The sequence below is a fragment of the Curtobacterium sp. VKM Ac-1395 genome, from assembly GCF_015350975.1.
In the GTDB taxonomy this organism is placed as follows: Bacteria; Actinomycetota; Actinomycetes; order Actinomycetales; family Microbacteriaceae; genus Curtobacterium.
Genome location: NZ_JADKRX010000003.1, coordinates 375,083 through 398,386, shown reverse-complemented (window position 1 = coordinate 398,386; position 23,304 = coordinate 375,083). Strand labels below are relative to the sequence as shown.

Sequence of the window (23,304 nt, the reverse complement as noted above, 5' to 3'; positions counted from 1 at the left end):
CGTCGGACAATCAGCCCGCGGTCACCGCGAGAAGGAGAACACGTGCTCGTCACCGAGGTCACGAACGCACTGCCGGGGGGATCATCACTGCTCAGGAACGAGCCGGTCCAAGCCCGCAGTTCGGCGCGCCTCGCCGGACTCCTCGACGCCGCCGCTGCGGTCATCGACGAGATCGGGTTCGAACGGCTCACGACCGCCATGGTCGCCGAACGAGCAGGGGCGTCGATCGGCACCGTCTACCGCTACTTCCCGGACCGCATCGCGGTCGTCGAGGCCCTCGCGATCCGCTGCACCCAGCGGCTCGCCGAGAAGTTCCTCGAAGCCCTCGAGACCTCCGGCGCCACCACGTGGCAGGCCGCCTGCGACGCCTTCATCGCGATGACGTCGGAGATGTACCGCACGGAGCCCGGCTTCCGCGCGATCCGCTTCGGTGACGCCACCGAGTCCGGCGTCGGCGACGACGAGGACCGCATGGCCGCCCTCGGTGGCGCCGTCGGCGGCATCATGCGCGAGCGCTTCGGCGTCCCGGAGAACGAGGCGGTCGCCCGCGCCTGGGTCGTCCTGGCCGAGTCCGGCCACGCCGTCCTGGCACGCGCCCACCGGGACCGGGACCACCCGGACCAGGCCCTGATCGAGGCCTACCGCACGATGACCCGCGGCTACATGGAGTCGGTGATCGCGGCCTCCTGACCGTCGACCCGCCCGTCCGACACGCCGCGCGTCAACCGGACCACCCGCCACCCGCGTCTCCTGCCAGGAGGCGCGGGTGGCGTCGTTCCTGCGGCCTCCGGGGGCACCGCGGTCGCCCCCAGATCGGGGCGACGACCGGTTTTTCGGTCACGGTTCGTCACCACAGGCGGCCAGTGTCGGTCCTGACGGGTACTCTCCTCGGAGTCGGGCTACCTCCTACCAGAAGGGCACCCACCCCATGATCGAATTCCGCTCGGTGCGCAAGACGTACCCGGACGGCACCAACGCCGTCGAGCGGTTCGACCTCGTCATCCCCTCCCGCACCACGACGGTCTTCGTCGGGTCCAGCGGCTGTGGCAAGACGACGTTGCTCCGCATGATCAACCGCATGGTCGACCCGTCGTCGGGCTCCGTGTCGATCGACGGCGACGACGTCGCCGGTGTCGACCCGGTCAAGCTCCGGCGCAGCATCGGCTACGTGATGCAGAACGCCGGACTGCTGCCGCACCGCAAGGTCGCCGACAACATCGCCACGGTGCCGCTCCTGACCGGCGTGTCCAAGCAGGACGCCCGCCAGCGTGCGCTCGAGCTGATGGACACCGTCGGCCTCGACCGCGCCTTCGCGGACCGGTACCCCTCGCAGCTCTCGGGCGGACAGCAGCAGCGTGTCGGTGTCGCGCGCGGCCTGGCCGTCGACCCGAACATCCTGCTGATGGACGAACCGTTCGGCGCCGTCGACCCGCTGGTCCGCAGCGACCTGCAGGACGAGCTCATCCGGCTGCAGCGCGAACTCGGCAAGACCGTCGTCTTCGTCACGCACGACATCGACGAGGCCTTCAAGCTCGGCGACCAGGTCGTCATCCTCAAGAAGGGCGGCGAGATCGCCCAGATGGGCACGCCCGCCGAGATCCTCTCCGAGCCGGCCGACGACTTCGTCGCCAACTTCATCGGGGCCGGCCGTGGCCGACGCGCACTGCGCATCGAGCAGACGCCGACCGGCCCGATCGTCGTCGACGGTGACGGCCGTGCCGCCGGTGTCCTGACCGGTCCCGTGGCGGTGGTCGACGCCGCCGCTGCCGTGCCGTCCACCCTGCCCGCGACCGACGAGGCCGGAGCGTCCCACGACGCCCCGGGTGCTCCGGCGCAGGGTGGAGGTCTGCGGTGAACTGGGTGCTGTCGAACCTCGACACGATCAGGGACGACACCGTGGCGCACCTGGCGATCGCCCTGCCGCCCATCGTCATCAGCTTCCTGCTGTCGATCCCGATCGGCTGGCTCGTCGTGCGTCTCCGGCGGCCCGGCGGCAAGCAGGTCACCCGCGGCCTCGGCGGCGGCATCGTGACCTTCGCCGGTCTCCTCTACGCGATCCCGTCGCTGCCGCTGTTCATCGCCCTGCCCAGCCTCATCGGCACCGGCCTGCAGGACCCGGCCAACGTCGTCATCGGCCTGACGCTGTACGGCCTGGCGCTCATGGTCCGGTCGACGGTGGACGGGCTCGAATCCGTCGACAGCGCGACGACGGGCGCCGCCACCGCCATGGGGTACTCAGGCGTCCAGCGGTTCTTCCGCGTCGACCTGCCCCTGGCCGGACCGGTGCTGCTCGCGGGCCTCCGGGTCGTGTCGGTCTCGACGATTTCGCTCACCACGGTCGGCGCGGTCCTCGGGATCACCAGCCTCGGGTCGCTCTTCACCGACGGCATCGGCCGCGGCATCACCGAGGAGATCGTCGCCGGCATCGTGATGGTGCTCGTGCTGGCCTTCGCGGTCGACGGCCTGCTCGTGCTGCTCGGCCGCGTGGTCATGCCGTGGACCCGGAAAACCTCCGTGTCCCGGCGTCAGGCCCGTCGCGTGCTCCAGGCAGCGGAGGCCACCTCGTGATCATCGGACAGGCCTTCGGCTGGGTGTTCGACCCCGCCAACTACACCGGCTTCAACCCCATCCCCGCGCGGCTGTGGGAGCACGTCTGGATCTCGCTGCTCGCGGTGCTCATCGCCTCGGTCATCGCGGTGCCGCTCGGCTACCTGATCGGCCACACCGGCCGCGCTCGTGGTCTCGCGATCGCGCTGTCCGGTGGCATCCGCGCCCTGCCGACCCTCGGCGTGCTGACCCTGTTCGGGCTGCTGCTCGGCGTGAACCTGCAGGCACCGCTCCTGGCGCTCGTCGTCCTGGCGATCCCGTCGGTGCTCGCCGGGGCCTACGCCGGCATCGAGTCCGTCGACCCCGTCACGGTCGACGCCGCCCGCGCGCAGGGCATGACCGGGTGGCAGATCCTGACCAAGGTCGAGATCCCGCTCGGACTCCCGCTGCTCATCGGCGGCATCCGCGCCGCCGTGCTCCAGGTCGTGGCCACCGCGACGCTCGCCGCCTACGTCGGTTCCGGCGGGCTCGGCGGGTACGTGTTCCTCGGGCTCAAGACCCAGGACTACGCCATGATGCTCGGCGCCTCCATCCTCGTGATCGCCCTCGCGATCGCGTTCGAGATCGTCTTCTCCCTGCTGCAACGGGTGGTGGTGCCCGCGGGCGTCTCCGGCCGGGAAGCCGGGCGACGCAAGGGATCGCGCGAGCGAGCCCGCAATCCCCTCCCGGAAGGAAACCCCTCGTGATCACAGCACCCAAGATCCGCGTCGGCGTCGCAGCCGCGCTGGCGGTCGGCGTCGTCGCCGCCCTCGCCGGCTGCGCGTCCAGCGACCCGCTCGACAGCGGTTCGAGCGCCTCGTCCGACTCGAAGACCATCGTCATCGGCTCGCAGCAGTACTACTCGAACGAGATCATCGCCGAGCTCTACGCCCAGGTCCTCGAGAAGGACGGCTTCGACGTCAAGCGCAACTACAACATCGGCCAGCGCGAGGTGTACCTCCCGCAGCTGCAGAAGGGCGCCATCGACGTGATGCCCGAGTACAGCGGCAACCTGCTGCAGTACTACGACAAGAAGTCGACCGCGAAGACCGCGTCCGAGATCGCGTCCGGGCTCAAGGACGCGCTGCCGAAGGGGCTCCGTGCCCTCGATTCTGCCGAGGCCACCGACCAGGACAGCTACACGGTCACCAAGGCGTTCTCGGAGAAGTACGACGTCACGAGCCTGTCCGACCTGTCCAAGGTCAAGGACTCACTCACCGTGGGTGCGAACTCCGAGTTCCAGACCCGGCCGTACGGCCCCGAGGGCCTGAAGTCCGAGTACGGCGTGGACGTCGACTTCAAGGCGGTCGAGGACTCCGGCGGGGCACTGACGGTGAAGGCGCTCAAGGACGACACCGTCCAGCTCGCCGACATCTACAGCGCGGACCCGAGCATCAAGGCGAACGACTTCGTCTCCCTGAAGGACCCGAAGAACCTGATCCTGCCGCAGAACGTCACGCCCGTCGTGTCGAGCAAGGTGAGCGAGAAGGCCGCCGCCGACATCGACAAGGTGAGCAAGGTCCTGACGACGGACGAGCTCATCTCGCTGAACGCCAAGAGCACGGCCGACAAGGAGAAGGCGTCGACCATCGCCAAGGAGTTCCTCACGGACAAGGGCCTGCTGTAACCAGCAGATCGCTTCCTCCACACGGCAGGCGTCGGGCATCAGCCCGGCGCCTGTCGTCGTTCCCGGGGCGACATCTGTTCCGCACGGTTGTGCCGATCAGGGGCGTTGCACGTTCGTGCAGTCGAGGGTTCTACAACTTGTCGAAGCGGTGGCAGGAGCGCTAGCGTGGAGGTGTCCCGAGGGCGTGACACGAACCAGAAGTACCCCCTCCACAGGAAGCAACTGACGTGCCTCAACAGCGCGCGGCGTTCCGAACCGGTACCGCCGCATGAACGACATCCTCGATCCCCTGATCCTGTCGCGGTGGCAGTTCGGCCTCACGACGATCTACCACTTCCTGTTCGTCCCGCTGACGATCGGCATGGCCGTCGTCGTGGCGACGTTCCAGACCGCGTGGTACCGGACCGGCCGGGCGCACTACCTGCAGCTCACCCGGTTCTTCGGTCGCGTGTTCCTCATCAACTTCGCGATGGGGGTCGTCACCGGCATCGTGCAGGAGTTCCAGTTCGGCATGAACTGGTCGAACTACTCCCGCTTCGTCGGGGACGTGTTCGGCGCTCCGCTTGCACTCGAGGGCATCCTGGCGTTCTTCTTCGAGGCGGCCTTCATCGGCGTCTGGATCTTCGGGTGGGACCGGCTGCCGAAGGGCCTGCACCTCGCGAGCATGTGGTGCGTCAGTGCCGGCACGATCATGTCGGCGTACTTCATCATCGCCGCGAACGCGTTCATGCAGCACCCGGTCGGCTACGTCATCAACGAGGCCAAGGGCCGCGCGGAACTCACCGACATCTGGGCCGTGCTGACGAACAAGGTCGCCCTCGCGGCCTTCCCGCACACCCTGTTCGCCTGCTTCATGGTCGCCGCCGGCGTCGTCATCGCGGTGGCGAGCTGGCACCTGGCCCGCAACCAGAACCTCGAGACGATGATGCCGGCACTGAAGTTCGGCCTGTGGACGATGGTCGCGGCCGGGGCGCTCACGGTCCTCACCGGCGACCAGCTCGGCCTGACGATGGTCGACACCCAGCCGATGAAGATGGCCGCGGCCGAGGCGCTCTACAACACGGCGACCGGCAAGGACGCCTCGTTCTCGGTCTTCACGCTGGGCACGCCGGACGGGGTCCACGAGCTCTTCTCGATCCGGGTGCCCTACCTGCTCTCGTTCCTCTCCACCCACACGTTCAACGGCACGGTGGAGGGCATCAACGACCTGCAGGCCCAGTACACGCAGGTCTACGGTCCGGGCAACTACAAGCCCGTCATCTGGGTCACGTACTGGTCGTTCCGCTGGATGATCGCCCTCGGCGTCGGCGCGGTCATGGTCTCACTGGCCGGGCTGTGGCTGACCCGGAAGGGGCGATTCCCCCAGCAGCGGTGGGTGTGGCGGGTCGCCACCTGGGCGGTGCCGCTGCCGATGGCCGCGATGATCATGGGTTGGGTCTTCACCGAGATGGGCCGTCAGCCGTGGCTCGTGTTCGGGCTGCTCCGGACGAGCGACGGCGTCTCGCCGAACGTGACCGGACTCGAGGTCCTCATCTCGCTGGTCGTCTTCACGCTCATCTACGGGTCCCTCGCGGTGGTCGAGTTCCGGCTCATCAAGAAGGTCGCCCAGGAGGGCCCGGCCGCACCGGCCGAGGTCGACGAGACGACCGGCGAGGTCAAGCACGAAGTGACGGTGTACTGAGATGGACCTGCCCGTTCTCTGGTTCGCGATCGTCGGACTCTTCTTCGTCGGCTACTTCGTCCTCGACGGCTTCGACTTCGGTGTCGGCATGGCGCTGCCCTTCCTCGGGAAGGACGACACCGACCGGCGCGTCATGATCAACACGATCGGCCCGGTCTGGGACCTCAACGAGACCTGGGTGATCGTCGCCGGTGCCTGTCTCTTCGCGGCGTTCCCGGAGTGGTACGCCACGATGTTCTCCGGCTTCTACTTGGCGCTGCTGCTCATCCTGGCGGCGCTCATCCTCCGCGGCGTCTCGTTCGAGTACCGCCACCAGGACAAGCAGCGCTCGTGGAAGCGCCGGTTCGACCTGATGATCATCGTCGGCAGCGCGGTCCCGTCGTTCCTCTGGGGCGTCGCGTTCGGCAACGTCGTCCGCGGCATCCCGATGGACAGCGGGCACAACTACACCGGCACGCTGTTCGACCTGCTCAACCCCTTCGCGCTGCTGACCGGCGCGGCGACGCTGCTCGTGTTCTTCACGCACGGCGTCGTGTTCATCGCGCTGAAGACCGAGGGCGACATCCGCGAGCGGGCCAAGCGCCTGGCGACCCGCGCCGGCATCGTGACGATCGTCGTGGCGGCCGTGTTCCTCGTCGCGATGGCCTCGGTCCGGGCGACCCCGGCGTCGCTCGTGTGCTCCGTCGTCGCCGCGGTGGCCCTGGTGCTGGCGGTGCTCTGCAACGCCTGGGGCCGCGAGGGTCGGGCGTTCACGCTGATGGCCGTGACGATCGCCGCGGTGGTGCTGGCCATGTTCACCGCGATCTTCCCGGACGTGATGCCCGACTCGGTCGACCCGGCGAACAGCCTGACGGTGACCAACGCCTCGTCCGGCACCTACACGCTGACGGTGATGAGCTGGGTGGCGCTGGTCTTCGTGCCGCTCGTGTTCGCCTACCAGGCCTGGACCTACTGGGTCTTCCGCAAGCGCGTCTCCCGAGCGCACGTCACCGCCTCGGCACACTAGGCCGGTCCGCGATGAAGCCGCTCGACCCGCGCCTGCTCCGCCTGTCGCGCTCCGCGCGCGGCTTCATCGCGGCCGCCGCCGCCACCGGTCTGCTCCGGACCGTCGCCACCGTCGCCATCGCGTGGGGGATCGCGGCCGCGGTCACCGAGGTGGTCGACGCCGTGCACCACGGCGGTGTCGTCCCCGGGGCGTTCGTCCCGACGCTCTGGCTGCTCGGCGGCGCCGTCGCACTCCGCGCCGTCGCCGCCTGGGCGACCGACGACCTCGCCGGCCGGGCCGCCGCGACGGTGAAGCGCGAACTGCGTCGGACCGTCCTGGCGCGCGCGGCCGAACGGGGACCCGCCTGGCTCGCCGCGCGTTCGAGCGCCGGGTTCGCGACGACGCTCGGCCCCGGGCTCGACGCGCTCGACGCCTACTTCGGGCGCTACCTGCCCCAGCTCGCCCTGACCGCGGTCGCCACGCCGGTGCTGCTCCTGGCGATCGGGGTCGGCGACCTGACGAGCGGCGTGATCGTCCTCTGCGCCCTGCCCGTGGTCCCGGTGTTCATGGTCCTCATCGGCCTGGCCACGCAGAGCCTGCAGCGCCGACAGTCCGACGCTCTGGCACGGCTCGGCGGGGCGTTCACCGAGGCCGTCGAGGGCCTGGCGACCCTGAAGGTCTTCGGGCGTGCACGGCGGCAGGTCGGCCGCATCGCCACGGTCACGGACGAGCACCGTCGTGGCACCCTCGGCGTCCTGCGGCTGTCGTTCGTCAGCGGTTTCGCGCTGGAGCTCGCCGCCAGCCTGTCCGTCGCCCTGGTCGCCGTGACGATCGGCATCCGGCTGGTAGATGGCTCGCTCGGCCTCGGCGCCGCCATGTTCGTGCTGGTCCTGGCCCCGGAGGCCTTCGCGCCGATCCGCCAGGTCGGCGCCGACTTCCACGCCGCCCAGGACGGCGTCGAGGCCTCCACCGCCGTCCTCGACGTCCTCGACGACGACCACGAGCACGACACACACGACGGACACGACGACGAGGACCGCTCGTCCGCCGACGCCCTGGTGCTCGACGGCGTCACCGTGCGGCGTCCCGACGTCGTCGTCGGCCCCGTCGACCTGCGCGCCGCCCCCGGCACGGTCGTCGTCCTCGCCGGGCCGAGCGGCTCCGGCAAGTCGAGCCTCATCGCAGCGATCCGCGGGGTCCTGCCCCACGACGGCACGGTCGTCGTGCCGGGCGACGCCGGCACGACGCGGGACGAGCGCATCAGCTGGTCCGACCAGCGCCCCCGGCTCGTCCGCGGGACGGTCGCCGAGAACGTCGCGCTCAGCGCGACCCCCGTGCCCGAGGCCGTGGCACGCGCACTCGGTGCGGCGGGGCTGGGAGTCGACCCGGGCCTCCAGGTCGGGTCCGGCGGAGCCGGTCTCTCCGGCGGGCAGGCCCAGCGGGTCGCCCTGGCGCGGGCGCTGTACCGGCACCACCGCTCCGGCACCCGGCTCGTGCTGCTGGACGAACCGACGTCCGCCCTGGACGCCGAGGCCGAGGCCCGCGTCCTGCAGACCATCCGGCTGCTCGCCGACGACGGCGCCGTCGTCGTGGTCGCCAGCCACCGTCCCGCCGTCATCGCGGCCGCCGACGTCCGCATCGACGTCGGCAGCCCCGCACCGGTCGAGGGGGCGCGCGCATGAGCCGCGTCACCAGCCGGGAGGCCCGGGTCGGCTCCGTCCTCCGGCTCGCCATGCCCCGTGGTCCGGTGTGGGGCCGTGCCGTCGCCGCCGGCGCGCTGAGTGCGCTCTGCGCGGTGGCGCTGCTCGCGGCGAGCGGCTACCTCATCACCCGTGCGGCGGAACACCCGCCGATCCTGTACCTGACGCTCGTGATGGTCGGGGTGCGCGCGTTCGCGCTCGGCCGGGCAGCGCTGCGGTACGTGGACCGGCTCGCGGGGCACGACGCGTCGTTCCGGCAGCTGGCCGTCGTCCGGACGGAGACGTACCGACGGCTCGCCTCGGTCGCGCCAGCGGGGCTCGGCTCCACCGGCCGCGGCGACCTGCTGACACGGCTCGTCACCGACACGGACCGGCTGCAGGACCTGCCGATCCGGGTCGTCGGGCCGCTCGTGTCCGCCGGCGTCACCGCGCTGCTGTCGGTCGTGGCGGTCAGCCTGGTGTCGGTGCCGGCAGCGCTCGTCCTGCTCGTCGCGCTGGTCGTCGCCGCGGCGCTCGGGTCCGTCGTGACGGCGTCGATCGCCCGGCGGAGCGACGCCGAGACCGCGGCGGACCGGGGCCGGGTCGCGGACCTGGTGCTCGACACCGTGCGGACGCTCGACGTCTTCGCCGCGTACGGCACGCTCGACGAGCGACTCGCCCACATCGACGCCCTCGATGCCCGGGTGACACGGGCCGTCCGGCGTCGTGCCAGCGTCGAGGCCCTCGTCGGGGCGCTCGTCGGGCTCATCGGTGGCGGCGCCGTCGTGGGGGTCCTCGCCGTCGGAGCTCCGGCGGTCGTGTCCGGTGCGCTCGACGGTCCGCTCTGGGCACTAGCGGTCTTCGTGCCGCTCGCCCTGTTCGAGGTCGTCGGAACCGTCCCGCTCGCGGTGCTCACGCTGCGGCGGGTCCGGGCAGCCGCTGACCGCGTGGAGCGTGTCGTCCCGGGGACCACGCCCGTCGGCGTCGTGCCGGAGCCCGACGCCGACGCCACCCCGGAGGACCTGGTCGTCGACGGTGCGGTCACGCTCGCAGTGCGGGACCTGACCGTGCGCTGGCCCGGGTCCCAGGTCGCCGCGGTCGACGGTGTCTCGTTCACCCTGGCGCCGGGCGAGGTCGTCGTCCTCGAGGGGCCGAGCGGCGCGGGGAAGTCGACCCTGGTGGACGCCCTGGTCCGGTTCGTCGACCACGACGGGTCGTACACGCTCGACGGCGTCGAGGCCCGCACGATGCACCCCGACGCCGTCCGCGCCCGCGTCGGCCTGATCGAGCAGGACCCGTTCGTGTTCGACCAGTCGGTCCGGCAGAACCTGCTCTTCGCGAAGGAGTCGGCCACCGACGACGAGCTCCTCGCGGTCCTGGCGCGCGTCGGCCTCGGCGACTGGGTCGAGCGGCGGGGTGGGCTCGACGCCGGCGTGGGGGAGCGCGGTGGGCTGCTGTCCGGCGGGCAGGCGCACCGGCTGGCACTGGCGCGGGCGCTGCTGCACGCGTTCCCGGTGCTCGTCCTCGACGAACCGACGGCCGACATCGACCCGGACCTCGGCGACGCGCTGCTCCGCGACCTCGTCGCCACGGCCCAGTCCGCCGGGCGGACCGTCCTCGTCGTGTCGCACGTGCCGGTGCCGGCTGCCCTGGTGACCAGGACCATCCGGATGCGGGACGGCCGCGTCGCGGCGTGAGCACATGCGTGTCCCGCACCGTCGCACCGGCCTTGTAATCTTGGGGACCGGTGCACGTCCGCGCGACCTGCACCGCGCCTCCAGACCGATTGAGAGTTCCGTGACCAACGAGCAGCACGTCGAGGACCCGAACGCCTACGACTTCCGTCGCATCCAGGACAAGTGGCAGGGGCGCTGGGAAGAGCTCGGCCTCTTCACCGCCGACCCCGACGACCGTCGTCCGCGGAAGTACATCCTCGAGATGTTCCCGTACCCGTCGGGCGACCTGCACATGGGCCACGCGGAGAACTGGGCGCTCGGCGACTTCGTGGCGCGCTACTGGCGGCAGCAGGGCTTCAACGTCCTGCACCCGATCGGGTGGGACTCGTTCGGCCTGCCCGCGGAGAACGCGGCGATCAAGCGCGGCGTCGACCCCAAGGACTGGACCTACGCGAACATCGCGCAGCAGAAGGCGTCGTTCAAGCGCTACGCGCCGTCGTTCGACTGGTCCACGGAGATCCACACCTCGGACCCCGAGTACTACAAGTGGAACCAGTGGCTGTTCCTGAAGATGTACGAGAAGGGCCTGGCCTACCGCAAGGACAGCTGGGTCAACTGGGACCCGGTGGACCAGACCGTGCTGGCGAACGAGCAGGTCCTGCCCGACGGCACCTCGGACCGCTCCGGCGCCGTCGTCGTCAAGAAGAAGCTGACGCAGTGGTACTTCGGGATCACCGAGTACGCCGACCGGCTGCTCGACGACCTGAACCAGCTCGAGGGCCGCTGGCCCGCCAAGGTCATCGCGATGCAGCGCAACTGGATCGGCCGCTCGGTCGGTGCCGACGTCGACTTCGTGATCGAGGGCCGCGACGAGCCCGTGACCGTCTTCACCACCCGGCCGGACACCATCCACGGCGTGACGTTCCTGGTCGTGGCGCCGGACTCGGACCTGGCGGCTGAGCTGGTCGCAACTGTCGGTGACGACACCCGCGCCGCGTTCGAGGACTACCTCGTCGCCACGCAGAAGACCTCCGAGATCGACCGACAGAACGCGGACCGCCCGAAGACCGGCGTGCCGCTCGACCGGTTCGCGATCCACCCGCTGACGGGGGAGCGCCTGCCGATCTGGGCCGCCGACTACGTCCTCGCCGACTACGGCCACGGCGCCGTCATGGCGGTCCCGGCGCACGACCAGCGCGACCTCGACTTCGCGCGGACGTTCGACCTGCCCGTGAAGGTCGTCGTCGACACGAACGCGGCCGTGACCGGTGCCATCCCGGTGATCCCCGAGGGCGCGACGCTCGACGACTTCGACATCCCCTCGCTCGACCCGGTCAGCACCGGCCAGGCGCTGACCGGCACCGGTCGGATGATCAACTCCGGACCGCTCGACGGCATGAGCAAGCAGCACGCGATCACCGCGGCCATCAAGCTCCTCGACGAGCGCGGGACCGGTCGTGCAGCGAAGACGTACCGTCTGCGCGACTGGCTGATCTCCCGGCAGCGCTTCTGGGGCACCCCGATCCCGATCATCCACGGCGAGGACGGCACCGAGTACCCGGTGCCGGAGGACCAGCTGCCCGTCGTGCTGCCCCCCACCGAGGGCCTCGACCTGAAGCCGAAGGGCACGTCGCCCCTGGGCGGTGCGACCGACTGGGTGAACGTACCGAACCCGGTCGACGGCACCCCCGCCAAGCGCGACGCCGACACGATGGACACGTTCGTCGACTCGTCGTGGTACTTCCTGCGCTTCCTGTCCGCGAACGACGACACCCAGGCCTTCGACCCGGCGCTCGTGAACAAGTGGGCACCCGTCGACCAGTACATCGGCGGCGTCGAGCACGCGATCCTGCACCTGCTGTACGCGCGCTTCGTCACGAAGGTCCTGTTCGACCTCGGCTACCTCGACTTCACCGAGCCGTTCTCGGCGCTGCTGAACCAGGGCATGGTGCTCTCCGGCGGCTCGAAGATGTCGAAGTCGAAGGGCGGCGTCTCCCTCGGTGACGAGCTCGACGCGCACGGCGTCGACGCCATCCGCCTGGTGATGGGCTTCGCCGGTCCGCCGGAGGACGACATCAACTGGGAGGACGTCTCCCCGGCCGCCTCGGCACGGTTCCTGGCGCGTGCGTACCGCCTGGCGACGGACGTCACCTCGACGCCCGACGCCGTGTGGGCCGAGGGCGACCGAGCCGTCCGCCAGGTCACCCACCGGTTCCTCTCCGACGCCCCCGGGCTGATGGAGTCGTTCAAGTTCAACGTCGTGATCGCGCGGCTGATGGACCTGGTGAACGTCACGCGCAAGGCCATCGACAGCGGCCCCGGTGCCTGCGACCCCGCCGTGCGCGAGGCCGCGGAGACCGTGGCCCTCGGGCTGAGCGTCTTCGCGCCGTACACCGGCGAGGAGATGTGGCAGACGCTGGGCTACGACGCCTCGGTCGCCACGTACGGGTGGCGCAAGGCCGACCCGACGCTGCTCGTGCAGGAGACCCTGACCGCGGTGGTCCAGGTCAACGGCAAGGTGCGTGACTCGTTCGAGGTGTCGAAGTCGATCGAGGCCGACGAGCTCGAACGGCTCGCGCGCGCGTCGAAGTCGGTGCAGCGGTACATCGGCGACCGGGAGGTCGTCAAGGTCATCGTGCGGGCACCGAAGCTCGTGAACATCGCCATCAAGGGGTAGTCCACTCCTCCACATGCGCAGGGCGGCGTCGTTCGTCCACGGTGTCGCTCGTCGGGGCCCGGTCGTCGGACCGGGCCCCGTAGCGTTCCGGCCATGTCACGGTTCACGCTCTCGCCCCGCGCGGCGCTCGTCGTCGCTGCCGTGGTGGTCGTCGTCGCGCTGGTCGTCATCGTGGTCGGCTCGCGGGGGAGCGGCGCCGGCGGGGTGACGTCGGTGACGGGAGCGGCGTCGGTGGGGGCGTCCGCTCCGGCAGGAGGCGCGGCTGGTGCTGGGGCTGGGGCTGGTGCTGCTGGGGCTGGGGGTGCTGCTGCTGGTGCTGGGGCGGCGTCGGCCTCGGCCTCGGCTGGGCGTGCCGGACCGTCAGCGTCGTCGGCGTCCGCCGCGCCGTCCGTGGTCGTGCACGTGCTCGGGGCCGTGGCGCACGCCGGGGTGGTGACGGTGCCAGGCGGTGGCCGGGTCACCGATGCGCTCGAGGCCGCGGGCGGTGCGTCCGGGGACGCGGACCTCGCCCGGCTCAACCTGGCGCGGCCGCTCGTCGACGGTGAGCGGCTCTACGTGCCGCGGGTCGGTGAGGACGACGTGCCGCAGGCGCTCGGGGCCGACAGCGGTGGCACTGCTGGTCCTGCTGGTCCTGCTGGGTCCGCTGGGGCTGATCCCGGTCCTGGGTCTGGGGTGTCCGGGGCCGCGGGCTCAGACGGGTCTGCAGCGTCGGACGTCGTCGACCTGAACACTGCGGACCAGGCCGCCCTCGAGACCCTGCCCGGCATCGGTCCGGGGCTGGCGCAGCGGATCCTCGCCTGGCGGGACGAGCACGGTCGGTTCTCCGCGGTCGAGGACCTGCTCGACGTCAGCGGGATCGGCGACGGCCGCTTCGCCGAGCTGCAGGACCGGGTGCGCGTGTGAACGTCACTCCCGCGCGAGCTGACCTGCGCATCGCGGTGCCCGTCGCGGTCGCGTGGATCGTCGCCGCCGTGCTCGTCGGGTCCACGTCGGCGGCATGGGCGGTGGCAGCGGTCGCCGGCGGGGTGCTCCTCACGGGGACGGCCCTGCTGTGGGTGCGGCCGTCCGGCGAGCGCGTGCCGGTCGTCGCGGCGTTCGTGGTGACGTCCGCCGCGTTCGTCTCCCTCGTCGCGGTCGCCGTCGCCGTCGGGGACCCCCGCCGGAGCCCCGCGGCACTCGAGGCCCTGGCCGGGCGGTCGGCGTCCGTGACGGTGGTGCTCGACCGGGACCTCGCCGGGGCGGACCGGTCGGTCGTGGCGACCCTGCGTGCGGTCGGCGCCGCGACGGGGCTCGACGTGCCTGTGCGAGTGGTTCCCGCTGTGGACGATGATGCTCCTCGTCAGGGCTCGCTCGGAGCCGGCACGACGCTGACGGCGCGGGCAGCGATCGAGCCGGACGAGGCCGGGTCCGCGACCGCCTTCGTGGTATTCCTCCGCGGGCCGGCAGCCACGGAACCGCCGACCGGGCTCCTCGCGCTGACGGACCACGCGCGCGGGGCCTTCGCCACCGTGACCGCGGACCTGCCACAGCCCGGGGGAGCGCTGCTCCGGGGGCTGGCGATCGGCGACCGCAGCGGTCTGGACCCGGCGACCGAGGCCGCGATGGAGGCCAGCGCCCTGACCCACCTGACCGCGGTCTCCGGCTCGAACTGCGCGGTGGTCGTGGCCCTCGTGGTGCTGCTCGGTCGCGCCGCCGGGCTCGGCCGTGGCGCCCGGGCAGCGTTGGCGGTGGCGCTCCTCGTCGGGTTCGTCGTGCTCGTCCGCCCGGACCCGTCGATCCTCCGCGCGACGGTGATGGCCGTCGTCGTGCTCGTGGTGCACCTGTCGGGTCGTCCGGTCCGTGGGGTGCCGCTCATCGCGCTCGCGGCGGTCGTGATGCTCGTCGTCGACCCGTGGTTCGCACGGTCGTTCGCCTTCGGCCTGTCGGTGCTGGCGACCTCGGGGATCGTCGTGCTCGGGCCACCGCTGACGGCACTGCTCGCACGGCGCTGCTGGACACCGGTGGCCGCTGCCGTCGCCGTGCCGTTCGCCGCGCAGGTGGCGTGCTGGCCGCTGACGATCCCGCTCGCACCCGCCCTGCCGACGTACGCGGTCCCGGCGAACCTGCTGGCGGAGCCGTTCGCCCCCGTGGTCACGGTCATCGGGCTGCTGGCGTGCGTGCTGGCGCCGCTGTGGCCGGCAGCGGCCGGCGTCGTGGCGGCGGTCGCGTGGGCTCCGGCTGCCGCGATCGGGGTCATCGCCCAGACGGCGGCCGGGCTGCCCGTGGCCTCGCTCCCGTGGCCGGCCGGGGCGGTCGGCGTCGTGACCGCCGTCGTGGTCAGTGGTGCGGTCGTCGGAATGGTGCTCGCGCCGGCGGGGGTCCGGACACCGTTCGTGCTCGTGGCCTCGGTGGTGACAGCGATCGGGCTCGCGACCACGGTGGTGCCGACGGTCCTGACGCGCGCGGGGCTGCCGCGGGACTGGTCCGTGGCGATGTGCGACGTCGGGCAGGGGGATGCGGTGCTCCTGCGAGACGGCACGAGCACCGCGCTCGTCGACGTCGGCGACGACCCCGTTCGGCTGCGGAGCTGTCTCGACCTGCTCGGCGTCGACCGGATCGACCTGCTCGTGCTGACCCACTACGACGAGGACCACGTCGGTGCACTGGACGAGGTCGTCGGGGACGTGGACCTGGCGCTCGTCGGACCGCCGGTGCGGCCGGCCGACGCCGGGGTGCTCCGGCGGCTCGAGACCGCGGGGGTGGACGTCCGGCGTGCCGACGACGGCGTGCACGGGGTGCTCGGGCGGGTGCCCTGGCACGTGCTCTGGCCGCCGGCGTCGGACCCGACGAGCGGGAACGAGGCGAGCATCGTGCTGCGGACGGACCGACCACCGGGGTGCACGACGTGCCTGACCGGGGTGTTCCTCGGGGACCTCGACGCCACGGCACAACGACGGCTGCGTGGGTCGGTCCCGGCGTCCACGGCGCTCGGGCCCGTCGACCTGGTGAAGGTCGCGCACCACGGGTCCGCAGACCAGGACCCCACGCTCTACCGCGAGCTCGCAGCGCCGGTCGGGCTGATCGGCGTGGGCGCGGACAACACGTACGGGCACCCGACGGAGCGGGCGCTCGAGATGCTCGCCGCCGCCGGCACGACGCCCTTCCGCACCGACCGGCAGGGGACGATCGTCGTCCGTGGTGCTGTCGCCGGCCCGGAGGTCTGGACGGAACGGCAGACGGCACCACCGTCGCCGACACGGACACCGACACCGGCTGCTCGGGGGACTGCAGCGACGCTCGTCCTGCGACGGCCCACGTCGGGGGCGGCCCGTAGACTCGACCACGCACCGTCGGAAGGACCGCATGCCCGCCAAGAAGCCCGCGCGCGCCGCCGCGAAGATCGACCAGGTCCCGTGGTCGGGCATCCGTCCCGCGCCCGTCGTCCTCGTGACCGGACCCGAGACCTTCCTCGCCGAGCGTGCGACCGGCATGCTCCGCGACCTGCTCGTCGGCGAGGACCCCGCGCTCGAGGTCCACGACCTCGAAGCCGACCAGTACGCGCCCGGCCTGCTGGCGACGCTCGCCAGCCCGTCCCTGTTCGGCGAACCGCGGCTCGTCCGGGTCACCAACGTCGAGAAGTGCACGGACGCCTTCATCACGGAGACGATCTCGTACCTGGGCACCCCGGCCGACGACGTCACCCTGGTGCTGCGGCACGGCGGCGGGGTGCGCGGCAAGAAGCTCCTCGACACGATCCGCAGCGGCGTCGGCGGGGGGATCGAGGTCCTGTGCGACGAGCTCAAGCGGGAGACCGACCGCATCGACTTCGTGAACGCGGAGTTCCGCGCTGCCCGACGCAAGATCGCACCCTCGGCCGTGCGCACGCTGGTCGCCGCGTTCGCCGACGACCTCGCCGAGCTGGCGGCGGCGTGCCGGCAGCTCCTGGCGGACGAGGCCCAGGAGATCACCGACCGGGTCGTCGACAAGTACTACGGCGGCCGCGTCGAGACGAACGCGTTCAAGGTCGCGGACATCGCCCTCGCCGGGCGGTCCGCTCCGGCCATCGTCGAGCTGCGGCACGCCCTGGCGACGGGCGAGGCACCCGTGCCGATCGTCGCCGCGTTCGCGAGCAAGATCCGGACCATGGCGAAGGTCAGTTCCTTCCGGGGCTCCAGCGGTCAGGCCGCGTCCGCGCTCGGCATGGCGCCGTGGCAGGTGCAGCGTGCCCAGCGGGACGTCGCCGGGTGGAGTGAGTCCGGGCTGGCGAACGCGATCATCAGCATCGCCGAGGCCGACACCGCGGTGAAGGGCGGCTCACGCGACGCCCACTACGCGCTCGAGGTCATGGTCCGCACCATCGCCCGACGTGGCGAACCCCGGTGAGCTGAGCCGAGCCTCCCGGCCGACGCCGCACCATTGCCCGACGCGGCGAGCCCCGGTGCGGTGAGCCGAGCCTCCAGGCCGACGCCGCACAACTGGTGTCGGCCCGAACCACGGATTCCGGCGGCGCCAGCGGATTTCCGTTGTGCGTCGCCATCCGGAACCAGCCGCGCCGCCGCCCGGGCGTCAGCGCGCCCGCCGCCACCCACGCCTGCCGGCGCCGACCCCTCGAACGACGAAGGCCCCACACCGGAACGGTGTGGAGCCTTCGAGAGGATCAGACGCTCAGAGCGCGCTGACCTTCTTCGCGATGGCCGACTTGCGGTTCGCGGCCTGGTTCTTGTGGATGACGCCCTTGCTCACGGCCTTGTCGAGCTTCTTCGACGCGACGGCGAGAGCGGCGGTGGCCTTCTCCTTGTCGCCGGCGACGATGGCCTCGTTGGTGTGACGGATGAACGTCTTCAGCTCGGACTTGTAGGCCTTGTTGCGCTCGGTGGCCTTGAGGTTGGTCTTGATGCGCTTCATCTGCGACTTGATGTTCGCCATGTGTTGCTCCTGCTTCGTCTCGGACGGGTGGTCGCGACCGCTGGGTAGAGGGGCCCTTGGTCGCATCGCGTTCCACCCGTGGGCGACGGAACGCGTAAGCCAGCAAGCCACATTACCAGGGTCAGGGGTGCGGATCAACGCGCGCGACACGCCCCGCTCCCGCGGCTCCGCGCGGAACAACGCCCGCGACACCGCGCCGAACCACGCCCGTGTCACCGCCCCGAAACACGCTGGCGTTACCGTGTCGAGCATGCCGTCCCTCGCACCTCGGATCGACACCGTCCCCGCCTCCGGCATCCGCCGCGTCTTCGAGCAGGCCGCCCTGCTCCAGGCGGACGGCGTGGACGTCACGATGCTCGTCATCGGCGAGCCGGACGTCCCGGTGGCCACGCACATCGGGGACGCGGCCCGACGTGCCTGGACCGAGGACCGCACCGGGTACACCCCGAACGGCGGCATCACGCCGCTGCGCCTGGCCGTGCAGGAGAAGCTCCGGCGGGAGAACCGCATCGAGGCCGACCTCGAGCAGATCTGGATGACGATCGGCGCGACGCAGGCGCTGTTCCAGGCGATGACCCTCGTGCTCAGCCCGGGTGACGAGATGCTCGTGCCCGACCCCGGGTACACGACGTTCACGATGAACGCCCACATCCTCGGCGCGACGCCGGTGCCGTACCGCCTCGGGCCGGAGCACGGGTTCGAGCCGGACCTCGACGCGCTCGCGGCGAGCGTGACCGAGCGGACCCGGGCCATCGTGGTGAACTCGCCGTCGAACCCGCTCGGCACCGTGTTCAGCGAGGCGACGCTCCGGCGGATCCTGGCGTTCGCGCAGGCACACGACCTCTGGGTGATCAGCGACGAGGTCTACGAGTACTTCACCTACGGCGCCCGGCACGTCAGCCTGGCCGCCCTGGACGAGGACGACCGCGTCTTCACCGCCTTCTCGTTGAGCAAGACGTACGCGATGACGGGGGTCCGGGTCGGGTACCTCGTGACCCCGAAGGGCCTGGGCCCGACGATGCGCACCGTGCAGGAGTCGATGATCAGCTGCGTCGCCGAGCCCGACCAGTACGCGGCCCTCGCGGCGATCGTGGGGGACCACTCCGCCGTGCGCGACGCCCGGGAGCACTACCGCGCCAACCTCGAGGTCGCGACCGAGGTCCTCGACGCCGCCGGCATCCGGTACAACGCACCGGACGGCTCCTTCTACCTGTGGATCGACGTCGCGCACGCCGCCCAGGGCGACGTCGCCGCGTGGGCGTTGGCGTTCCTGCAGCGCGAGCGGGTCGCCGTGGCGCCGGGCAGCGCGTTCGGCCGCAGCGGCGAGGGCTGGATCCGCGTCTGCCTGGCGGCGACCCCGGAGGACCTGCGGCGCGGCCTGGGCGCGCTGCCGGCCCCGGCGCACGCGGTCGTCTGAGCCGGACCCACCGTCGGACCCGGCCGGGAGGCTCGGCGCGGCCCCGCCAGGCCCCGCACCGTGCGCGCTCCTCCGCCTGGTGCGAGGTCGGTCGCCCCGTGCGGGCATCCAGGGCTGCACGAGGTGGTCAACCTCGCACCACGCGCCAGCCGCGCGGCCGCCCCGCACCGCCCGCACGCTGCCGGGACGCAACCGTGGGACAATCTCCTGACCGTCCGACCCACCTGAGGAACCGTGAGCCCACAAGCATCCGCTCCGCTCGAGCCCGCCGCGACTCCGGCCGACGCGATCCGCAACTTCTGCATCATCGCGCACATCGACCACGGCAAGTCCACGCTGGCCGACCGCATGCTCTCGATCACCGGCATCGTCGAGGACCGTGCGATGCGCGCGCAGTACCTCGACCGCATGGACATCGAGCGTGAGCGCGGCATCACGATCAAGTCGCAGGCCGTCCGCATGCCGTGGGAGCTCGACGGTCAGACCTACGCGCTGAACATGATCGACACGCCCGGGCACGTCGACTTCTCGTACGAGGTCTCCCGCTCCCTCGCCGCGTGCGAGGGCGCCATCCTGCTCGTCGACGCCGCCCAGGGCATCGAGGCCCAGACGCTCGCGAACCTCTACCTGGCGCTCGAGAACGACCTGCAGATCATCCCGGTCCTCAACAAGATCGACCTGCCCGCCGCCGACCCCGACAAGTACGCGGCCGAGCTCGCCCAGCTCATCGGCGGCAAGCCCGAGGACGTCCTCCGCGTCTCCGGCAAGACCGGCGTCGGCGTGCCGGAGCTCCTCGACCTCGTCGTCCGGACGGTCCCCGCCCCGGTCGGCACGGTCGACGCCGCGCCCCGCGCGATGATCTTCGACTCGGTCTACGACAGCTACCGCGGCGTCGTGACGTACATCCGCATGATCGACGGCTCGATCGCCCCGCGCGAGAAGGTCCAGATGATGTCGACCAAGTCGACGCACGAGATCCTCGAGATCGGGGTGTCGAGCCCGGAGCCGATCCCCACGAAGGGCCTGTCCGTCGGCGAGGTCGGCTACCTCATCACCGGGGTGAAGGACGTCCGCCTGTCCAAGGTCGGCGACACCGTCACGAGTGCCCAGCGCCCGGCGACCGAGGCCCTGCCCGGCTACACGGACCCGAAGCCGATGGTCTTCTCGGGCCTGTACCCGATCGACGGCTCGGACTACCCGGACCTCCGCGAAGCGCTCGACAAGCTCAAGCTCTCGGACGCCGCGCTGGTCTACGAGCCGGAGACCTCCGTCGCGCTCGGCTTCGGGTTCCGCTGCGGCTTCCTCGGCCTGCTGCACCTCGAGATCATCACCGAGCGCCTGTCCCGCGAGTTCAACCTCGACCTCATCACCACCGCCCCGAGCGTGATCTACGAGGTCACGAACGAGGACAACACGGTCACCGAGGTCACGAACCCGTCCGAGTTCCCGACCGGGCGCATCATCGAGGTCCGCGAGCCGATGGTCCGTGCCGCGATCCTGGCACCGAAGGACTACGTCGGCGCGATCATGGAGCTGTGCCAGCAGCGCCGCGGTTCCCTGCTCGGCATGGAGTACCTCGGCGAGGACCGCGTCGAGATCCGCTACCAGATGCCCCTCGGCGAGATCGTCTTCGACTTCTTCGACCAGCTCAAGAGCAAGACGCAGGGCTACGCCAGCCTCGACTACGAGCCCGTCGGCGACCAGGCCGCCGACCTCGTCAAGGTCGACATCCTGCTGCAGGGCGACCAGGTCGACGCCTTCAGCGCGATCGTGCACCGCGACAAGGCCTACGCGTACGGCACGCTGATGACCGAGCGACTCCGCAAGCTCATCCCACGCCAGCAGTTCGAGGTCCCGATCCAGGCCGCCATCGGCGCGCGCATCATCGCCCGTGAGAGCATCCGCGCCATGCGCAAGGACGTCCTCGCGAAGTGCTACGGCGGTGACATCACCCGCAAGCGCAAGCTCCTCGAGAAGCAGAAGGAGGGCAAGAAGCGCATGAAGACGATCGGCCGCGTCGAGGTCCCGCAAGAGGCCTTCATCGCCGCGCTCTCCGGGGACGTCGAAGAGAAGAAGAAGTAGGGCTCAGCGGCGGGCGCGGGCGCGCACCGCGCCCAGGACGACCGCCGGGAGGCTCGCGACCGCCAGTCCTGCCAGTGCGGTCCGCAGCAGCTCGAGTTCCGTGACGACGGCGAAGTCGGTCCGGCCGCTCGCGACCGTCCCGGCGAGGACGGCGCCGAGCACCATCACGAGCGTGACGGCCCCGATCACGAGGGGCAGGCGGCGCCCCGGGTGGTGAAGCAGGGCGGAGACGAGCGTCGCGCCGAAGAGCAGGACCGCGGCGCCGGCGAGGCTGGCACCGGCCACGGCGACGACGTTCACCGTGTCGAAGGCCGTCCACCCGCTCGGCGCCGCCGTGGTGTACCGGGCGGGTGCGTCGAAGCCAGCGGTGGACGTGTCGACGAGGACCCGCGCGGCAGCGGCCACGGCGAAGCACACGAGCGTCGCGATCCCGGCCATCCGGGTGCGTCGGTCGACGGACCGACGGGGGAGGGCACTGGAGCGGGGCACGCTCCCAAAGGTAGATGCATACGCAACGACTTGCAGCCTCCCGTTCGGGGTGCCTGTCCGGAACCGGACGCGGGTCTCCACCGGTGACCCCGAGCGGTCCGGCCCGTCGGTCAGGCCCAGTACGATGGCGGGATGAGCAGCCGCGGAGGGTACCTGACCGCCCTGACCTACGGAGCGGTCGGTGCGACACAGGCGCCGGACCTCATGACCTACCCGCCGGAGGGCTTCACCCCGGCGGAGTCCCGGGCCCGCATCGGGCACGGTGACCAGCGGTTCGACACCGCGGTGACCCAGGCGCTGACGTGGCAGATCCAGGAGCGCAGCGGGATGGGCGTCCGGGTGGACGACGCGCCCGACGACGACGACGTCCGCTACAACCCCGTCACGTTCGACGAGCAGGGGGTGCCCATCGCGCCGGCCTCCATCGGGACGCCGCGGGTCGAGCACTTCGCACCGGACGGCACCCCGCTCGTGACCGCCGGCACCACCGCCGTGCTGACGATGCACGCGTTCGGTCGGTCGGTGCAGGCGCCTGTGCGCGTCGTGTCGATCATCGACGAGCCCGACCGCAAGGGCTTCGCGTACGGCACGCTCGAAGGCCACCCGCTCTCGGGTGAGGAGTCCTTCGTGGTGGAGCGCACCGCGGACGGCTCCGTGTGGCTGCAGGTCCGCCAGTTCTCGCAGCCGGCCAGCGCGAAGTGGCGCTTCGTCGCGCCGCTGCTCCGCCGGCAGCAGCGGGTGATGGCCGAGAAGTACCTGGCGGCGCTGCGCGGGGACTGACCGCCCGGGTGGACGCCCGCTACTCGTGTCGCAGCGGGGGCAGCGCGGCGATGGCGTCCTCGATGAGGGCCGCGTCGACGACGCAGTCCCGCGCGATCGCCGCCGCGTTCGTGTGCCGGAGTGCCTCGACGTCGTAGACGCCCGTCGCCACGGCCAGGAACGGGATGCCCACCGCGTCGGCCGCTTCGCCGTCCCGCGGGGTGTCGCCGACGATGACCGCGCGGGTGCCGGCGAGGGCCTCCGCGGCGAGGGCGGTCACCCCGGCGCGCTCGACCTCCTCGTCCCCGAAGTACGAGTGGTCCCAGTCGAAGGCGTCCACGTCGAACCCGGCGCCGGCGAGCTTGACGCGGGCGCGGTACGCGGAGTTGCCGGTGAGCAGCCCGTTCCGCCAGCCGAGCGCCGCGAAGCGGGTCACCAGGGCGAGGGCTCCGGGAGCGGCCGTGCGGTGCTCGCCGGCGCGGTGCCGTTCCTCGGACAGGTCGCGGAGGTGCGCGGTCACGGTCGGGATCACGTCGACGGCGAGGTCGTGGGCGCGGACGTGCTCGGCGATGATGCCGGCGTCGGTGCGCCCGTGCTGGTGACCGACGAGCAGGGGGAGGTCACGGCCCGTCGCGCGCTCGAGCGCCAGGTGGTACAGGTTGCCGGGGGAGGTGGCGTTCCGGACGAGGGTGCCGTCGATGTCCCACAGCACCGTGGTCGGGACCGAGTGGTGCTCCATGG

Annotated in this window: 18 protein-coding genes and 1 pseudogene; 16 read left to right on the top strand and 3 right to left on the bottom strand. The window is 71.5% G+C overall.

What is annotated here, in order from left to right; genetic code table 11:
• The first annotated feature begins 42 nt into the window (after positions 1–42).
• The 13 genes and pseudogenes from ITJ68_RS10505 to holA all read left to right on the top strand — a co-directional run bounded on the left by ITJ68_RS10505 (position 43) and on the right by holA (position 17,273).
• Complete coding sequence (locus ITJ68_RS10505; RefSeq protein ID WP_194661197.1) at positions 43–690, top strand: TetR/AcrR family transcriptional regulator; 648 nt, start codon at positions 43–45, stop codon at positions 688–690.
• A 238-nt stretch (positions 691–928) separates the two neighbouring features.
• Complete coding sequence (locus tag ITJ68_RS10500) at positions 929–1,855, top strand: ABC transporter ATP-binding protein (protein ID WP_194661196.1); 927 nt, start codon at positions 929–931, stop codon at positions 1,853–1,855.
• Positions 1,852–2,568, top strand: a complete 717-nt coding sequence (locus ITJ68_RS10495) for an ABC transporter permease (RefSeq protein ID WP_194661195.1) — start codon at positions 1,852–1,854, stop codon at positions 2,566–2,568. The genes ITJ68_RS10500 and ITJ68_RS10495 overlap by 4 nt, the downstream gene beginning before the upstream one ends.
• Positions 2,565–3,293 carry an ABC transporter permease gene (locus ITJ68_RS10490; protein ID WP_194661194.1) on the top strand — a complete coding sequence of 243 codons (729 nt, stop codon included), beginning with the start codon at positions 2,565–2,567 and terminating at the stop codon, positions 3,291–3,293. Before ITJ68_RS10495 ends, ITJ68_RS10490 begins: the two co-directional genes overlap by 4 nt.
• Positions 3,290–4,213 carry an ABC transporter substrate-binding protein gene (locus ITJ68_RS10485; RefSeq protein ID WP_194661193.1) on the top strand — a complete coding sequence of 308 codons (924 nt, stop codon included), beginning with the start codon at positions 3,290–3,292 and terminating at the stop codon, positions 4,211–4,213. The genes ITJ68_RS10490 and ITJ68_RS10485 overlap by 4 nt, the downstream gene beginning before the upstream one ends.
• A gap of 268 nt (positions 4,214–4,481) precedes the next feature.
• Complete coding sequence (locus ITJ68_RS10480; protein WP_194626006.1) at positions 4,482–5,894, top strand: cytochrome ubiquinol oxidase subunit I; 1,413 nt, start codon at positions 4,482–4,484, stop codon at positions 5,892–5,894.
• 1 nt (position 5,895) lies between these two features.
• Positions 5,896–6,900 carry a cytochrome d ubiquinol oxidase subunit II gene (gene cydB / locus ITJ68_RS10475; RefSeq protein WP_194661192.1) on the top strand — a complete coding sequence of 335 codons (1,005 nt, stop codon included), beginning with the start codon at positions 5,896–5,898 and terminating at the stop codon, positions 6,898–6,900.
• Positions 6,901–6,911: 11 nt separating this feature from the next.
• Entirely contained in the window at positions 6,912–8,561 is a 1,650-nt protein-coding gene (gene cydD / locus ITJ68_RS10470; RefSeq protein ID WP_194661191.1) for a thiol reductant ABC exporter subunit CydD, read from the top strand.
• A complete protein-coding gene (gene cydC / locus ITJ68_RS10465) occupies positions 8,558–10,255 on the top strand; it encodes a thiol reductant ABC exporter subunit CydC (protein WP_228505221.1) in 1,698 nt (565 codons plus the stop codon). The genes cydD and cydC overlap by 4 nt, the downstream gene beginning before the upstream one ends.
• Positions 10,256–10,355: 100 nt before the next feature.
• A complete protein-coding gene (gene leuS / locus ITJ68_RS10460) occupies positions 10,356–12,911 on the top strand; it encodes a leucine--tRNA ligase (protein ID WP_194661190.1) in 2,556 nt (851 codons plus the stop codon).
• A gap of 93 nt (positions 12,912–13,004) precedes the next feature.
• Positions 13,005–13,814: a helix-hairpin-helix domain-containing protein gene (locus ITJ68_RS10455; protein ID WP_194661189.1), complete on the top strand. Its 810-nt coding sequence runs from the start codon at positions 13,005–13,007 to the stop codon at positions 13,812–13,814.
• 698 nt (positions 13,815–14,512) lie between these two features.
• Positions 14,513–15,685 (top strand): annotated as a pseudogene (locus tag ITJ68_RS19720) (ComEC/Rec2 family competence protein); the annotation flags it as partial.
• 568 nt (positions 15,686–16,253) lie between these two features.
• Positions 16,254–17,273: a DNA polymerase III subunit delta gene (gene holA, locus ITJ68_RS10440; RefSeq protein WP_194661188.1), complete on the top strand. Its 1,020-nt coding sequence runs from the start codon at positions 16,254–16,256 to the stop codon at positions 17,271–17,273.
• A gap of 282 nt (positions 17,274–17,555) precedes the next feature.
• Here the strand turns inward: holA and rpsT are convergent, their stop codons facing one another.
• Positions 17,556–17,816 carry a 30S ribosomal protein S20 gene (gene rpsT / locus ITJ68_RS10435; protein ID WP_071276041.1) on the bottom strand — a complete coding sequence of 87 codons (261 nt, stop codon included), beginning with the start codon at positions 17,814–17,816 and terminating at the stop codon, positions 17,556–17,558.
• A 250-nt stretch (positions 17,817–18,066) separates the two neighbouring features.
• Between rpsT and ITJ68_RS10430 the strand changes: the two genes are divergently transcribed.
• Positions 18,067–19,233 carry a pyridoxal phosphate-dependent aminotransferase gene (locus ITJ68_RS10430; protein ID WP_194661187.1) on the top strand — a complete coding sequence of 389 codons (1,167 nt, stop codon included), beginning with the start codon at positions 18,067–18,069 and terminating at the stop codon, positions 19,231–19,233.
• Between the two features lie 234 nt (positions 19,234–19,467).
• The gene (lepA, locus tag ITJ68_RS10425) at positions 19,468–21,315 is read left to right on the top strand and encodes a translation elongation factor 4 (RefSeq protein ID WP_194661186.1); all 1,848 of its coding nucleotides are present in this window, start codon (positions 19,468–19,470) and stop codon (positions 21,313–21,315) included.
• A gap of 3 nt (positions 21,316–21,318) precedes the next feature.
• On the opposite strand, the gene ITJ68_RS10420 is transcribed toward lepA, so the two are convergent.
• Positions 21,319–21,804: a hypothetical protein gene (locus ITJ68_RS10420; protein ID WP_194661185.1), complete on the bottom strand. Its 486-nt coding sequence runs from the start codon at positions 21,802–21,804 to the stop codon at positions 21,319–21,321.
• 132 nt (positions 21,805–21,936) lie between these two features.
• On the opposite strand from ITJ68_RS10420, the gene ITJ68_RS10415 reads away from it, so the two are divergent.
• The gene (locus tag ITJ68_RS10415; RefSeq protein WP_071276033.1) at positions 21,937–22,584 is read left to right on the top strand and encodes a DUF1990 family protein; all 648 of its coding nucleotides are present in this window, start codon (positions 21,937–21,939) and stop codon (positions 22,582–22,584) included.
• Positions 22,585–22,603: 19 nt separating this feature from the next.
• Here ITJ68_RS10415 and ITJ68_RS10410 read toward each other — a convergent pair whose 3' ends face one another.
• Positions 22,604–23,302 (bottom strand): HAD family hydrolase, encoded by a 699-nt coding sequence (locus ITJ68_RS10410; protein WP_194661184.1) that lies wholly within the window; start codon positions 23,300–23,302, stop codon positions 22,604–22,606.
• Positions 23,303–23,304: the final 2 nt, after the last annotated feature.